Here is a 14567-nt window from a genome sequence, read left to right as displayed (position 1 = left end):
TGTGCGCGGCGTAGCGCGGGCGTCCCATGGGAATTTGGCCCGCCGCACCGACGGGGCGGCGCTGACGCGAATGGGCGTTTGAAGCGGCCATGTCGCCATGCTAGGGGCACCCCCGATCCGTCCCGGCCCCCGCCGGCGACGGCAAAAACGAGTGAAAGACTTCGTGGTGGCAACCCCAGACCAGACTGATTTGACCGAAGCGACCGGCAGTGCCGTGGTGACCCGCTTCGCCCCCTCGCCCACCGGCTTCCTGCACATCGGCGGCGCGCGTACCGCGCTTTTCAACTGGCTGTTTGCGCGCCACCACGGCGGCAAATTCCTGTTGCGGATCGAAGACACCGACCGGGTGCGTTCGACCGAGGCCGCGATCGACGCGATTCTCGACGGCATGAAGTGGCTCGATCTCGATTGGGATGGCGAGGCGGTCTATCAATTTGCGCGCGCGGGCCGGCACGCCGAGGTCGCGCACGACCTGCTGGCGCGGGGTGAGGCCTATCGCTGCTACCTGACGCAGGACGAGCTTGCCGCCATGCGCGCCGAGGCGCAGGAAAGGCGCGTACCCTTCCGGGTGCGCAGTCCGTGGCGGGATCGGGATGACGGCGACCCTCAAGCGCCGCACGTCATCCGCCTGCGCGCTCCCCAGGAGGGCTCGGCGACCATCCACGACCGCGTCCAGGGCGAGGTGACGGTGCAGAATGCCGAGCTCGACGACTTCATCCTGCTCCGTTCGGACGGAACGCCGACCTATATGCTGAGCGTCGTCGTCGACGACAATGACATGGGGGTGACGCACATCATTCGGGGCGATGATCATCTCAATAATGCGTTCCGCCAATCGGCGCTCATCCGCGCGATGAACTGGCGCGAGCCCGTCTACGCGCATGTCCCGCTGATCCACGGCGCCGATGGTGCGAAGCTGTCGAAGCGCCACGGCGCGCTCGGCGTCGATGCCTACCGGGACGAGATGGGCTATCTTCCCGAGGCCGTGAACAATTACCTGTTGCGGCTCGGATGGGGGCATGGTGATCACGAGATCATCAGCCGCGAGCAGGCGATCGAATGGTTCGACCTCGCCAATGTCGGCCGTTCGCCCTCGCGCTTCGACTTCAAGAAGCTCGAGAATCTGAACGGGCATTATATTCGCGAAGCGGACGATTCGCGGCTCGCCGGCCTCGTTGCGCCGCGCGTCGAAGCGCTGGTCGGACGGCCGCTTGACGATGCGGACCGCGCGCTCCTCACCCGCGCGATGGGCGCGCTCAAGCCGCGCGCGAAGACGCTCGGCGAAATCGCCGAGGGCGCCGTCTTCCTCTTTCTGCCTGATCAACTGGAGATGGACGAGAAGGCCGCCCAGCTGCTGCGCGATGCGCCCGAGGGCCTCCTTTTGGATGTGACCGAGCGGCTCAGGGGTCTCACCGACTGGACCAGCGAGAGCATCGAAGCGGCGGTTCGCGAGACCGCCGAAACTGCAGAGCTGGGGCTCGGCAAGCTTGCCCAGCCGCTGCGCGCCGCGCTGACCGGCCGCGCCGTGTCGCCGGGAATTTTCGACGTGTTGCTGCTGCTCGGCCGCGACGCCAGTCTGGCGCGACTTGACGCAGCGCACAATTTTCCGGCAGGGGCGTAGCCACATTGCCTTTGGCCCTCCACACAGGGGAAGAAACATGACCGAACCGACCGCCAAAATCACCCTGGGTGACACGAGCATCGAGAGCCCGATTTTGTCGGGAACCGTAGGCCCCGATGTTGTCGACATCCGCAAATTCTATGGTCAGACCGGCGCCTTCACCTATGATCCCGGCTTCACCTCGACCGCGAGTTGCGAGTCGAAGCTGACCTACATCGACGGCGACGAGGGCGTGCTGCTCCACCGCGGCTACCCGATTGGCGAACTCGCCGAGCATTCAAGCTTCATGGAAGTCGCCTATCTGCTGCTCAACGGCGAACTGCCGAGCGCGGACGAGCTGACCCGGTTCGACAACACCATCACCCGCCACACGATGGTCCACGAGCAGCTCGCGACCTTCTACCGCGGCTTCCGCCGCGACGCGCACCCGATGGCGATCCTCTGCGGCGTTGTCGGTGCGCTGAGCGCCTTCTATCACGACTCGACCGATATCAACGATCCGCACCAGCGCATGATCGCCAGCCACCGACTCATCGCGAAAATGCCCACGATTGCGGCGATGGCGTATAAATATTCGGTCGGCCAGCCGTTCGTCTATCCGCGCAACGACCTTGGCTATACGCATAATTTCCTGCGCATGACCTTCGGCGTCCCCGCCGAGGAATATCAGGTCGACCCCGCCGTCGTGCGCGCCCTCGACCGCATCTTCATCCTCCACGCCGACCATGAGCAGAATGCGTCGACGTCGACGGTCCGCCTTGCCGGTTCCTCGGGCGCCAATCCCTTTGCCTGCATCGCGGCGGGCATCGCCTGCCTGTGGGGTCCGGCGCACGGCGGCGCCAATGAAGCCGCGCTCAACATGCTGCGCGAGATCGGGCGGCCCGAGCGCATCCCCGAATATATCGCGCGGGCGAAGGACAAGGACGATCCCTTCCGCCTGATGGGCTTCGGCCACCGCGTCTACAAGAATTACGACCCGCGCGCGACCGTGATGCAGAAGACGGTGCGCGAGGTGTTCGCCGCGCTCAAGGTCAATGATCCCATGTTCGACGTGGCCCTGCAGCTTGAGGAAATGGCCCTCAATGATGATTATTTCATCGAGAAGAAGCTGTTCCCGAACGTCGACTTCTATTCGGGCGTCATCTTGTCGGCGATCGGCTTCCCGACGACGATGTTCACCGTCCTCTTCGCGCTCGCCCGCACCGTCGGCTGGGTCGCGCAGTGGAACGAGATGATTTCCGACCCGGCGCAGAAGATCGGCCGCCCGCGCCAGCTTTACACGGGCCCGGCGCAGCGCAGCTATGTACCGGTGGAGAAGCGCTGAGCGCGAAGCCCCCGCAAATGCGAAAGAGAGTAGGGCTGCGCCGAGGCGCGGCCCTTTCTTTTCGGGATGAGCCGTTCAGGAGCAGCCCATTCGCGCCTGGAGGATGAGCCTTATGCCCCTTCGCGCGCGGGGAGACTGAGCGTGAAGCGCGCGCCCTGCCCCGGGGCACTGTCGACGGTGAGATCGCCGTCCATCGCGCGGGCGAGCCGCCGGGCGATGTAGAGGCCGAGCCCCGACCCGCCGCTGTCGGTGCGGCCGAGGCGTTCGAACTTCTCGAACACCACCGCTTGCTGCTCGGCCGAAATTCCCTGCCCCTGGTCGGCAACCGTCACCGTCGCCCGGTCGCCCTCGCGGTCGACGCGGATCCAGATCAGCGAATTCTCGGGCGAATAGCGGATCGCATTGCCAAGGAGGTTGAGCAGCACCTGGAGGACGCGGCGGAATTCACCATATGCGGGCGCCTGATCGTCGGTGCGCGGCGCGTCGATACGGATACCCTTTTCCTCCGCCTTCATCCCGAGCAGCCCGACGGCCCGGCGGGCCAGATCGCCAAGGTCGATCTCGTCACGCGCCGCCTTGAAACCCGGGCGCTCGATATTCTGGAGGTCGGCAAGGTCGTCGACGAGGCCGAGAAGATGGCGCCCTGCATGCGCGATATCGCCGGCGTAACGCGCATAATCGGCGCGGATCGGGCCGTCGAATTGTCCCGAAATCGTCTCGGCGGTCGCGATGATCCGGCTGAGCGGCCCGCGCAGCGCGCCATCGATCCGCCGCCCGAACTGCGGGTCCGAAAGTGGGAGCGACCCGAATACCGGGTCTGCGGGCGAGCGCACCGGAGCCGCTTCGCCCGGCACGGCGCCTGGAACGGCGGCCCCGCGAAAGCCGGTGAATCCCCCTGCTGCATCGAAGGTCGGATCGCCCGAGAGAATGGTAGGGGTCCGCTCTCCCGCCGCCTCCACCTGCGCCGACTGGCCCTTGAACGACGTCTGCCGCGCGAGCGCGCGGAGGACGGCGAAATGCCCGTCACCATCGGGTTGCAGCTCGAAGAGTTCCGACAAGGACCGGCCTTCCCAATCCTCCGGAACCGGCGCGGCCTCAGGACCGGGACGCAGCGCAATGAGCCGGAGGCGCGCATCGCATTCCCAGCTCCAGCCATCGGCTGCGACCGGCAGCTCGCTCTCGACCGGCGCCTGCGGCTGGGTGACCGGGCGCGTGCGCCAATCGCTGATCTCGAGGCTTGCGCCCTCGGCATCAGGAATGATGCGAACGAGCGCGAAGACGTCGCTGTGATCATCGGCGGCATGGAGCGGACGGCTGATCTCGCGCTGCAGCCGCTGGGCGAGCGCGGCGAGCCGCGCCAGATGGGGAAGCGCAAGCGGCTTCTCAAGCCCGGCTCCCGCCCGCTGCTGAAGACGCAGCAGCGGTGCGTCGGCGCTGATGAGCGCACCCGCCCGGTCGATCCGGCCGCGAACGATGGGCGCGATCATGTCCCGCCCTCCGCGGGCGGAACGAGGCTCCCGGCACGCGCCGAGAGGAGAGCTGCATAATCTTCGTCGGGCGCGGCGCTGCCCGAAATCGTGCGGCAGGGCAGCAGGGAAAGCGACGCCTCGAGCGGTGCAATCGCCGTGCGTTCGATGCGAAGCGGGGCAAGCAGCGAGGGCAATGCTGCGGTTTCGGCGGTGAGCAGCGTCAGCGCCATCGCGGCGTAGGGCTGGCGGTGTGCGGCCGCAGCGAGCCCGATGAGCGCAGGCCAGTCATGCCGTGCTATCGCGCGCGCCGCCGCTTCGGCGAGAGCGCCTTCGGCTTCGAGCGCGCGGTGCCAGCTGGCAGCGGCGGCATCGATGCCGGTCTCGCTCGCTCGCCTTGCAAGCGCGCTCCGCACCGCATCGCCGAGGCGCGCTGCGTCGGCTTGCGCGGCTCCAACCTCTACCAGCCGCCACGCGGCGATATCGAGCAGCAGCGCGCGAAAAAGATCGGTGTCGAGATCAGCAACCGCGATGCAGGGATTGCCAAGGGCATCGGCGCGGCGCCGGTCGGCGATCTGCAACGCGAGATAGAAGCGCGCGGCGTCGGGCATCGCCGCGTCGGCACCGGGAAAATCGCCTTTCCCGTCTCCGCCAACAACCTCCTCGGGCGCGGGAACCAGCGGCGGCGCCGCACGCTGCGCCGATTGCTCCCGCCAGCGATGTTCCTCACCGCGCGCAAAACAGGGGGCCGCAAGGCGACCTGCTCCCGGTATCCCGCCTCTGATCCAATCCTCCCACAATGCCGCTGGGTCGATGTCGGCGTCGAGCCGGGCGGCCACGTCGACCATGAGGCGGCGTGCGATACCGAGCGCCAGCGCGCGTTGCTCCTCGGTCAACCGCTCAGCACTGGGTGCAGCAAGAAAATCCGCCATCTCCCGAAGGCGCGCCGACAGGGTCGGCGACGGCAGCTCGATACCGGGCGAGGCGAAGGAATCACGCATGGATAATCGCCAATAGCAGAATGGCGTTAACGCGCTCTAAACCTTCAAGGACCTTGTTTTATCGCGCTTCGGGGCGCCGTGCGAGACGGATCCAGAGCAGGATCTGGAGAAGCGCGAGGAGCGGCAGGATGGCGAACATCGGGGCCGCGAAGCCGAAAAGCAGCGACGGCGCGAGCATGATCCACGCCTGGTCCGCATCGGGCAGAAGCCAGTGAAAGCGGCGCTTTTCTCCTGAATCTTCATAAAGCCACCGCGCGAGCAGAATCGCAGCGGCGAGGCAGGGTGCGAGCGCCGCCTCGGCAAAGGGGGGCGCTTCGTGCGCGGCGCCTGCCAGCGACATGAGCCAGGGGAAGATGGCGAGCAGCACCCAGGCGAAGGTGCGGATGATTTCGCGCCACCGGTCCTGGCCGGCGCTTTCCGCGCGAAAGGCCGAAAGAAAGCGCATTGCGGCAAGCCCAAGACCGCCGAACAGGGCGACAAGCGCCCCTGCAGCGGCAAGGCCGCTCGCCGCGAGCAGCGCGACGATGACCCAAAGAAGCCCGGTGACATAAGGCAGATAGCGCGCCGTTGCGGGCGATTTGACGAGCAGCGGTCCGGCGAGCCGGACGAGCGGCATCATGATCGCCGAGCGCCCGAGCCCCATTCCGCCATATTCGACCTGCTGCAGGCTCGATTGCTCGATCAGCGCCGCGATCCGGCGATCGGCAACGATCGCGATTTCGCCCTGTTCGAACAAGGCGGGCTCGCAATAGAGCCGCCGCGCGCCCGCCTGCACTGCAAGACGCAGCAGCGTCAGCATCATGTCCCATTCGCCCGGCATCGCCGCGAGCTCGGCAACCATCGGAGGCGAGAGGCACGCCAGTCCGCCCCAGCGGCGGGTCGCGTCGATCCGTTCGAACCCCTGGGTGAGCACCGTGTCGCCGGTGACCAGTATTGCGGGCGTCCCGGGCTTTGCGATCGCCGCATAATGCGTCCCGCCCGCGCGCAAACCATCGGCCACCAGAATGATCCGGTCGTCCTCTTCGACAAGGGCCATCAGGTCAGCGGCGGTCCGCACCGAGGTAACCCGCATCCCCCGGCGGCGAATGCGGTCGCAGGTCGCGAGAAGCTCGGCGGGTACCGAACCCACTGCAACGGCAAGATGGGTGACGCCGACGTCGGCGAGCCTTGCAGCCTGCCGCTCGATCAGCGTCTCGCCTGCGAGCGACACGAGCGCGCGCAGCCCGCCATCGGGCAGCGTCTCGCTGGCCCCTACCAGCGCAATCAGGGCCACGGGGCGACACCAGGCGGGAAAGCGGTCATCGCGCGAGAGCTTTACGGCGGCGGGCGCGATTGGCAAGCTGCTTGTCGGACGTCATGAGCCCAGAAAATGATGCGCAAAAGGACCGATTGAGCAGCGCAGGGACGCATGAAAAAATCTCCCCAAACCGGGGCGAATCGCTGGCCTTTTCTCCCGCCATCGGCTAGTCCGTTGGGATCTCCCGAAAGAACCAAAAAGGCCGGGTCTTGACCGAAGAAAATACGCCTATGCAGCCGTCCGAGGACGGCGTTTCGCCGATCAATATCGTCGATGAAATGAAGACGTCATACCTCGATTACGCGATGAGCGTAATCGTCAGCCGTGCGCTCCCCGATGTGCGCGACGGGTTGAAGCCGGTGCACCGGCGCATCCTCTATGCAGCGCAGGAGGGTGGCTTCGTTCCGGGCCGTCCGTACAAGAAGTCGGCGAAGATCGTCGGCGACGTCATGGGTAACTACCATCCGCACGGCGACAGCGCGATCTACGACGCGCTTGCGCGCATGACGCAGGACTGGTCGCTGCGCGTGCCGCTGATCGACGGCCAGGGCAATTTCGGCTCGATGGACCCCGATCCGCCGGCGTCGATGCGATACACCGAAGCGCGCCTTGCAAAGACCGCGATGGTGCTGCTCAACGACCTCGACAAGGATACGGTCGACTTCCAGCCCAACTATGATGCAAGCCGCGAAGAGCCGACCGTGCTTCCCGCGCGCTTCCCCAACCTGCTCGTCAATGGCGCGGGCGGCATTGCCGTCGGGATGGCGACGAACATCCCGCCGCACAATCTTGGCGAGGTCGTCGACGCGACGCTCGCGATGATCGACCGCCAGCTTGAAGGCGGCGCCGACATCACGCTCGAAGAGCTGATGGCGATCGTCCCGGGGCCCGACTTTCCAACCGGTGCGATGATGCTCGGCCAGGGCGGCGCGCGAAACGCCTATGCCACCGGACGCGGCTCGATCATGATGCGCGCGACGCATGTGATAGAAGAAGGCAGGAACGACCGGCAATCGATTGTTTTAACGTCCATTCCTTTTCAGGTGGGCAAGTCGGGTCTCGTCGAGAAAATCGCCGAGGCCGCGCGCGACAAGCGTATCGAAGGCGTCGCCGATATCCGCGATGAGTCGAACCGCGAGGGGGTGCGGGTCGTGATCGAGCTGAAGCGCGATGCGACCGCCGAGGTCGTTTTGAACCAGCTCTGGCGTCACACCCCGGCGCAGTCGAGCTTCCCTGCGAACATGCTCGCAATTCGCGGCGGCCGGCCCGAAATGCTCGGGCTGAAAGACATTCTCTCGTCGTTCATCGCCTTTCGCGAAGACGTCATCACGCGCCGCTGCAAGTTCGAACTCGCAAAGGCGCGCGACCGCGCGCACATCTTGCTCGGCCTTGTCGTTGCGGTCAGCAATCTCGATGAGGTGGTGCGGATCATCCGCGGCGCATCCAACCCTGCCGCGGCGCGCGAGGCTCTGCTCGCGCGCGAATGGCCGATCGGCGAGATCGCGCCCTATATCCGCCTCGTCGAGGCGATCGAGGGCGAGATGGAGGAAAGCGCTGTCTATCGGCTGTCCGAGACGCAGGTAAAGGCGATCCTCGACTTGCGCCTTCACCGCCTGACCGCGCTCGGCCGGGACGAAATCGGCAAGGAACTCGAGGAGCTGGCGGCCGAGATTGAGGAACTGCTTTCGATCCTCGCCGACAGGGTCAAGCTCTATGGCGTGATGCGCGAGGAGCTCGTCGCGGTGCGCGATGAGTTTGCCACCCCCCGCAAGACGATCGTCGCCCCCGCCGCCGACGGCATCGACGACGAGGATCTCATCGAGCGCGAAGAGATGGTCGTTACCGTCACGCTCGACGGTTACATCAAGCGGACCCCGCTGGAGACCTTCCGCGCCCAGCGCCGCGGCGGGAAGGGCCGCGCGGGCATGGCGACGAAGGACGAGGATGTCGTCACCAACCTGTTCGTCACCTCGACCCACACACCGGTGCTCTTCTTCTCGACCGCGGGCAAGGTCTACCGGCTGAAGGTATGGCGCCTGCCCGAGGGCGGCCCCGCGACGCGGGGAAGACCCATGGTCAACCTGTTGCCGCTGGCGCAGGGCGAGACGATCTCGACCGTGCTGCCCCTCCCCGAGGACGAGGCCGAGTGGGGCAAGCTCCACGTCATGTTCGCGACCGCTAAGGGCAATGTACGCCGCAACAGCATGGACGCCTTCACCAACGTCCCCTCGAACGGCAAGATCGCGATGAAGTTCGAGGGCGAGGACGAGGACGACCGGCTGATCGGCGTCGCGCTGCTCGGCGAAAATGACGACGTGCTGCTTGCGACGCGGCAGGGCAAGGCAATCCGTTTTGCCGGCGATGAAGTGCGCGAGTTCCAGAGCCGCAATTCGACAGGCGTGCGCGGGATGAAACTTGCCAAGAATGACGATGAGGTCATCTCGCTGTCGATCCTGCATCGCGGCGGAATGCGCGATCAGGAGGAGCGCGAGGATTATCTTCGCTTTGCGCCGTGGAAGGCCGAAAAGGAAGGCGCGCCGAAGATGAGCGACGAGCGCTTCGCCGAACTGGCCGGACGCGAGCAGTTCATCCTCACGGTCTGCGCCAACGGCTATGGCAAATTGTCATCGGCCTATGAATATCGCCGCACCGGCCGCGGCGGTCAGGGGATCACCAATATCGACAATATTCGCCGCAACGGCCCGGTGGTCGCGAGTTTCCCCGCCACCCAGGCGCACCAGCTGATGCTCGTGACAGATCAGGCAAAACTGATCCGCATGGGGCTCGACACGCTGCGCGTCATCGGGCGCGGTTCGGCCGGCGTGCGGCTCTTCGACGTCGCCGAGGGCGAGCATGTCGTCTCGGCCGCGCTGATCGAAGAGAGCGAGGACGGCGCGCCGGACGAGGGCGCGGCAAGCGAGGTTGCAGCCGCCGCGGGCGAGACAGGCGGCGAATGACCGCCCCCACCGCCTTCAAGATATTGACCGCCCAGCAGTGGGCCGATTTCGAGCGCGAGCGTGTTTTTCGCGGCGCTCCGGTCGATCTTGCGGACGGTTTTATCCATCTCTCGACCGCGGAGCAGCTTCAAGGCACGCTGGAGAAGCATTTCGCGGGCGAGCGCGATCTCAGGATTGCCGAGATCGATCTTGGCCAGGTCGAGACGATGGTCCGCTGGGAAGAGGCGCGCGGGGGCGCCCTCTTCCCGCACCTTTACGGCGAATTGCCGATGCACGCGGTCGTGGGCATCAGCAAGCGGGATTGACCCGCCCCGGCAAACAGCGCAGCATCAAGCGATGGCGCTCGACATCACCCCCAGCGGCCAGGCCTGCGGCGCCCATGTTACCGGCGTCGACCTGACCGAGCCGCTTTCTCCCGAAACCGTCGCCGCGATCCGCGCCGCATGGCTCGAGCACCATGTCCTGGCCTTCCCCGATCAGGCGATGAGCGACGACGATCTTGAACGCTTCACCGGATATTTCGGCGGTTTCGGCGAGGATCCCTTCATCCGCCCGATCCGCGGGCGCGCGAATATCATCGCAGTGAAACGCCGCGCGGACGAGACCGCGCCGCTCTTTGCGGAAAACTGGCATAGTGACTGGAGTTTCCAGTCGCACCCTCCTGCCGGCACCTGCCTCTTCGGGATTACCATCCCGCCCATCGGCGGCAACACCGAATTTGCGAACCAGCACGCCGCGCTCGCGGCAATGCCCGGGGACCTCCGCGCCCGGATCGAGGGGAAAATGGCGATCCACAGCGCACGGGGCGGCTATGCGCCCTCGGGCATGTATGGCGCGCGCGACCCCAAGGGGGCCGGGGGCCGCAGCATGGATATCCGCTCAAGCGACGAGGCGATGGCAACGCAGCTTCATCCCTTCATCCGCAGCCATCCCGAAACGGGGCGCGAAGGATTGTTCGGCTGCGCGGGCTATATCATCGGCATCGAGGGCATGGAGGCGGCGGAGGCGCTGCCCCTCCTCACGAAGCTTCTGGAATGGCAGGGAAGTGAAGCCTTCCGCTACAGTCACCGGTGGGAACCGAACATGCTCGTCATGTGGGACAATCGCTCGGTGCTCCACCGGGCGACGGGCGGTTATGACGGCCATGACCGCCTGCTTCATCGCACGACGATCGCCGCCTCGGCGCGGTAGCGAAACCCTGCGCGCGTGCCATGCGTTGCTCCTCAAAGAAGGAGCTTTGATCATGACCCTCGACCACGACACGCTCGTCCTCGTTGCCGACGGGCGCAAGGCATTGTTTCTGCGCAATCACGGCGATGCCCAGCGGATCGACTTGCGCACCGTGGCGCACCAGGAGCGCGAGGACAGGAAAGACAGCGACATCAAGACTGCGCCCGCCGGCCAGTCGCCGGCACCTGCGGGGACTGGCCTTGGCGGGGGCACGATGAGCGAAGCTGATTTTCACCAGCAGGAAGAGGACCGCTTTGCGAAGGATCTCGCCGAAAAGGTCAACGCCATGGCGCTCGCCAAAGAGTTCGAGGCGCTCATGGTGATCGCGCCCGCGCGCACGATGGGCGTGCTACGGCCACTCTGGCACAAGGAGGTGACCGCCCGTCTCACGGGCGAGCTCGTCAAGGACATGACCGGGCGGCCGATCCCCGATATCGAGGCGCTGCTCGCAGGCGAAGCGGCGCCGCCGGCCTGACGGGTTCTGTCCCGTTTAGCTCGTCTCCTGGCTGAGCGTTCCGACCACGCCGCGGGCGATGAGCGCCTGACCGGCGAAATAGAGCGGCCAGACGAGCCACATCGTCACGCTTTTCGGCAAGGCGCCGCCCTCGCCCGCGAAGATGAACAGATCGCTTGCAAGAAACAGCATCGCGCCGATCCCCGTGCGATAGCGCGGAAAGCGGCTCGTCCAGGCCACAGCAGCCATTGCGGCGACGAAGAGCGAATAGATCGCGGCCTGCCCCCAGCCCGGCGCCGGGCTCAGCACAGCCCAGACGATCACGAGCGCCGCGGGCATCACGAGCCAGGCGAGCAGACGCTGCGAAAAGGTGAGCACCGCGCGCCGGTTCCCAAGATAGAGAATGATCGCGAGGATATGCCCGATTGCGAATGCTACCGCGCCTGTCTCAAGCCCGTTCGCATCGAGAAGCCAGTCGCCGAGCGCCCCGAAAGCGAGCGCGGCCGCGATCAGCCAGCCGTTTTGGTCGCGCGCATTCACCGCTGCCCAGAGGGCGAGGAGGCCAACCCCGCTCGTCTTCCATGCCCAGACCCAGGGGCCGTCGAGCCCATGATAAACCGCGATGAAGAAGCTGACCCCGCCGGCGAGCGCCAACCACCATAGCCACCCGGCCCGGTCCCACCGCAGCTTACCGCTCATCCCCCGCTCCCTTTGCATCTTGATCTCAATCGGACTAGTGCGCGGCTCCACAAAAGGAAGTCAACGGATAGCGTCAATGAGCCACGACATTCACATCATCGGCGGCGGCCTCGCGGGCTCCGAGGCCGCATGGCAGCTCGCCGAGGCGGGGTTTCGCGTGCGGCTTTCCGAAATGCGCGGCGGCGGCGACACGACGCCAGCGCATCAGGGCGACGCGCTCGCCGAGATGGTCTGTTCGAACAGCTTCCGCAGCGACGACGGCGACAGCAACGCGGTCGGACTGCTCCACCGCGAGATGCGCGCGCTGGGCTCGATCATCATGCGCGAGGCCGACGCCACGAAGGTTCCCGCCGGGTCGGCGCTCGCCGTCGACCGCGAACTTTTCTCCGGTGGCGTAACGCGGGCGCTCGCGAGTCATCCCAACATAATGATCGTGCGCGAACGCATTGACACGCTGCCAAGCGAGGGCCTCACCATCGTCGCGACGGGCCCGCTCACCGCCGCCTCGCTCGCCGCGAGCATTGGCGCGGCGACCGGCAAGGACGCCCTCGCCTTCTTCGATGCGATCGCACCCATCGTCTACCGCGACAGCATCGACATGGACATTGCGTGGATGGCGAGCCGCTGGGACAAGGTCGGGCCGATCGGCGACGGGAAAGATTACATCAACTGCCCGATGGACAAGGAGCAGTATCACGCCTTTGTCCAGGGACTGCTCGACGGCGAAAAGACCGACTTCAAGGACTGGGAGAAGGACACGCCTTACTTCGAAGGCTGCATGCCGATCGAAGTTATGGCCGAGCGCGGCATTGAAACGCTCCGCTTCGGGCCGATGAAGGCCGTCGGCCTCGACAACCCGCGGACCGGGCGTTGGCCCTATGCGGTCGTGCAGCTGCGGCAGGACAATGCGCTTGGTACATTGTGGAACATGGTCGGTTTCCAGACCAAGCTGAAGCATGGCGCGCAGGTCGAGCTCTTCCGCACCATCCCGGGCCTCGAAAAGGCAGAGTTTGCACGCTTGGGCGGTCTCCACCGCAACAGCTTCATTCGCTCGCCCGAACTGCTCGACGAGCAGCTTCGCCTGAAGTCGGCACGACACATCCGCTTCGCAGGGCAGATCACCGGCTGCGAAGGCTATGTCGAGAGTGCCGCCATCGGCCTGGTCGCCGCGCGGTTTGCAATCGCCGAGCTTGCCGGCCGTTCCCTACCCCCGCCGCCTGCGGAAACGGCGATCGGCGCGCTCCTTGGCCACATCACCGGCGGGGCCGACGCCGCATCCTATCAGCCGATGAACGTCAATTTTGGCTTGTTCCCGCCGCTCGCCGAGGATGTGCGCAAGAAGGACCGCAAGCTTGGCTATACCCAGCGCGCGGCGGCAAAGCTGGCCGAGTGGATGAAAGTCGCCGAAGGCGTCGCCGCCTAGTCCGGGCGAGCCGGGCGTTCCCGCGTCCCGGTACCGCATGACCCCAAAGGCGGCACGGCACAGCCGCGGCCGTCCGCCTCGCTGCGGGCCGGGATTGCGCGTCGCTTGCCCCCACTTCCATCGAGAAACTTGTTCAAAAGTCGGGGTGCAATGATTATAGTCGATCAATGCACAATTACCTGCCCTCGCTGAAGCAGATGCAATATCTGGTCGCGCTTCATGAGCACGGTCATTTCGGGCGCGCCGCCGACGCCTGCAACGTCACCCAGTCGACGCTTTCGGCGGGAATCCGCGAGCTTGAAACCCTGCTCGGTCAGACGCTTGTCGAACGCACGCGGCGGGTCGTGCGCTTTACCACCCTTGGCAACGCGATCGTCGAAAAGGCGCACCGGGTGCTGCGCGAGGCCGAAGAGCTTGCCGACATGGCGGCCGCGGCAGCGGCACCGCTCGTTGGCGAACTTCGGATGAGCGTGATCCCCACGATCGCGCCCTTTCTCCTCCCTGGTCTGCTTCCGCGACTGCGCAAGGAACGTCCGTCGCTCAAGCTCTTCCTTCGCGAGGAGCCGAGCGCGCAGGCCTGCGAATCGCTCCATCACGGTGCAGTCGACTGCGTGCTGCTTGCCCTTCCCTATGCGTGCGGCGACGTGGAAACGGAAAAGCTGTTCGACGACGCCCTCTTCGTCGCCTTTCCAGGCGACCGGGCCGATGAACTGCCGGCGATGGTCAGCGCCGACCAGCTTGATCCGGCACAAATGCTGATGCTTGAGGACGGCCACTGCCTCAAGGATCACGCGCTCGCTGCATGCAATCGCCCCGAACTGCGCGCCGGCGCGCGCATGATGGGCACCTCGCTCCACACGCTTGTCCAGATGGTCGACAACGGCCTTGGCATCACCATGCTGCCGCAGATGGCGATCGAGGCCGGCATCCTCGACCACACCGACATCGACACGCGGCCGCTTGCTTCGGATCATGACTGGCGCACGATCGCACTTGTCTGGCGCAAGGGCAGCCCGCGCGCCGACGAATTCCGAATGCTGGCCGATATTTTTCGCAAGCATAAGGCGAACTGATCCGCCCGTTTTTCCGGCCGGC

12 protein-coding genes are annotated in these 14567 nt (G+C 65.9%); 8 read left to right on the top strand and 4 right to left on the bottom strand.

All coding sequences use genetic code 11. The features are described 5' to 3' along the window. Nucleotides 1-190: 190 nt before the first annotated feature. Both gltX and LH20_RS09670 read left to right on the top strand, forming a co-directional pair. The gene (gene gltX / locus LH20_RS09675; RefSeq protein WP_053556209.1) at nucleotides 191-1621 is read left to right on the top strand and encodes a glutamate--tRNA ligase; all 1431 of its coding nucleotides are present in this window, start codon (nucleotides 191-193) and stop codon (nucleotides 1619-1621) included. A 37-nt stretch (nucleotides 1622-1658) separates the two neighbouring features. Next, nucleotides 1659-2945: a citrate synthase gene (locus tag LH20_RS09670; protein WP_053554014.1), complete on the top strand. Its 1287-nt coding sequence runs from the start codon at nucleotides 1659-1661 to the stop codon at nucleotides 2943-2945. A 110-nt stretch (nucleotides 2946-3055) separates the two neighbouring features. Here the strand turns inward: LH20_RS09670 and LH20_RS09665 are convergent, their stop codons facing one another. The 3 genes from LH20_RS09665 to LH20_RS09655 are packed head-to-tail and all read right to left on the bottom strand — an operon-like array spanning nucleotide 3056 to nucleotide 6751. Continuing rightward, on the bottom strand, nucleotides 3056-4432 hold the full coding sequence (locus LH20_RS09665; RefSeq protein WP_053554013.1) for a sensor histidine kinase: 1377 nt from the start codon (nucleotides 4430-4432) through the stop codon (nucleotides 3056-3058). Beyond that, nucleotides 4429-5412, bottom strand: coding sequence for a hypothetical protein (locus LH20_RS09660; RefSeq protein WP_200905461.1), 984 nt, complete (start codon nucleotides 5410-5412; stop codon nucleotides 4429-4431). The genes LH20_RS09665 and LH20_RS09660 overlap by 4 nt, the downstream gene beginning before the upstream one ends. Before the next feature lie 58 nt (nucleotides 5413-5470). Continuing rightward, nucleotides 5471-6751 carry a hypothetical protein gene (locus LH20_RS09655; protein ID WP_235527170.1) on the bottom strand — a complete coding sequence of 427 codons (1281 nt, stop codon included), beginning with the start codon at nucleotides 6749-6751 and terminating at the stop codon, nucleotides 5471-5473. A gap of 188 nt (nucleotides 6752-6939) precedes the next feature. On the opposite strand from LH20_RS09655, the gene gyrA reads away from it, so the two are divergent. Genes gyrA through LH20_RS09635 form a run of 4 tightly spaced genes read left to right on the top strand, consistent with a single transcriptional unit; the run spans nucleotide 6940 to nucleotide 11371 of the window. Beyond that, nucleotides 6940-9666: a DNA gyrase subunit A gene (gene gyrA / locus LH20_RS09650; RefSeq protein ID WP_144423683.1), complete on the top strand. Its 2727-nt coding sequence runs from the start codon at nucleotides 6940-6942 to the stop codon at nucleotides 9664-9666. After that, nucleotides 9663-9971: a DUF952 domain-containing protein gene (locus tag LH20_RS09645; protein ID WP_053554011.1), complete on the top strand. Its 309-nt coding sequence runs from the start codon at nucleotides 9663-9665 to the stop codon at nucleotides 9969-9971. Before gyrA ends, LH20_RS09645 begins: the two co-directional genes overlap by 4 nt. 31 nt (nucleotides 9972-10002) lie before the next feature. Beyond that, a complete protein-coding gene (locus LH20_RS09640) occupies nucleotides 10003-10857 on the top strand; it encodes a TauD/TfdA dioxygenase family protein (RefSeq protein WP_053554010.1) in 855 nt (284 codons plus the stop codon). Nucleotides 10858-10909: 52 nt separating this feature from the next. Beyond that, the gene (locus tag LH20_RS09635) at nucleotides 10910-11371 is read left to right on the top strand and encodes a host attachment family protein (RefSeq protein WP_053554009.1); all 462 of its coding nucleotides are present in this window, start codon (nucleotides 10910-10912) and stop codon (nucleotides 11369-11371) included. Nucleotides 11372-11386: 15 nt separating this feature from the next. Here the strand turns inward: LH20_RS09635 and LH20_RS09630 are convergent, their stop codons facing one another. Then, nucleotides 11387-12049 (bottom strand): lysoplasmalogenase family protein, encoded by a 663-nt coding sequence (locus tag LH20_RS09630; protein WP_053554008.1) that lies wholly within the window; start codon nucleotides 12047-12049, stop codon nucleotides 11387-11389. A gap of 76 nt (nucleotides 12050-12125) precedes the next feature. Between LH20_RS09630 and trmFO the strand changes: the two genes are divergently transcribed. Further along, the gene (gene trmFO, locus LH20_RS09625; RefSeq protein WP_053554007.1) at nucleotides 12126-13472 is read left to right on the top strand and encodes a methylenetetrahydrofolate--tRNA-(uracil(54)-C(5))-methyltransferase (FADH(2)-oxidizing) TrmFO; all 1347 of its coding nucleotides are present in this window, start codon (nucleotides 12126-12128) and stop codon (nucleotides 13470-13472) included. Between the two features lie 167 nt (nucleotides 13473-13639). After that, nucleotides 13640-14545: a hydrogen peroxide-inducible genes activator gene (locus LH20_RS09620; protein ID WP_053554006.1), complete on the top strand. Its 906-nt coding sequence runs from the start codon at nucleotides 13640-13642 to the stop codon at nucleotides 14543-14545. The last annotated feature ends 22 nt before the right edge of the window (nucleotides 14546-14567 follow it).

Source organism: Sphingopyxis sp. 113P3 (assembly GCF_001278035.1).
Classification (GTDB): domain Bacteria; phylum Pseudomonadota; class Alphaproteobacteria; order Sphingomonadales; family Sphingomonadaceae; genus Sphingopyxis.
Note: the sequence above shows the minus strand (reverse complement) of the source record. Positions and strands in the feature narration are given on the sequence as shown.

What these genes read in the sequence shown, in the direction of transcription:
- LH20_RS09670 (WP_053554014.1), top strand. Translation starts at nt 1,659, where the DNA reads ATGACCGAACCGACCGCCAAAATCACCCTGGGTGACACGAGCATCGAG.
- LH20_RS09665 (WP_053554013.1), bottom strand. Translation starts at nt 4,432, where the DNA reads ATGATCGCGCCCATCGTTCGCGGCCGGATCGACCGGGCGGGTGCGCTC.
- LH20_RS09660 (WP_200905461.1), bottom strand. Translation starts at nt 5,412, where the DNA reads ATGCGTGATTCCTTCGCCTCGCCCGGTATCGAGCTGCCGTCGCCGACC.
- gyrA (WP_144423683.1), top strand. Translation starts at nt 6,940, where the DNA reads ATGCAGCCGTCCGAGGACGGCGTTTCGCCGATCAATATCGTCGATGAA.
- LH20_RS09645 (WP_053554011.1), top strand. Translation starts at nt 9,663, where the DNA reads ATGACCGCCCCCACCGCCTTCAAGATATTGACCGCCCAGCAGTGGGCC.
- LH20_RS09640 (WP_053554010.1), top strand. Translation starts at nt 10,003, where the DNA reads ATGGCGCTCGACATCACCCCCAGCGGCCAGGCCTGCGGCGCCCATGTT.
- LH20_RS09635 (WP_053554009.1), top strand. Translation starts at nt 10,910, where the DNA reads ATGACCCTCGACCACGACACGCTCGTCCTCGTTGCCGACGGGCGCAAG.
- LH20_RS09630 (WP_053554008.1), bottom strand. Translation starts at nt 12,049, where the DNA reads ATGAGCGGTAAGCTGCGGTGGGACCGGGCCGGGTGGCTATGGTGGTTG.
- trmFO (WP_053554007.1), top strand. Translation starts at nt 12,126, where the DNA reads ATGAGCCACGACATTCACATCATCGGCGGCGGCCTCGCGGGCTCCGAG.
- LH20_RS09620 (WP_053554006.1), top strand. Translation starts at nt 13,640, where the DNA reads ATGCACAATTACCTGCCCTCGCTGAAGCAGATGCAATATCTGGTCGCG.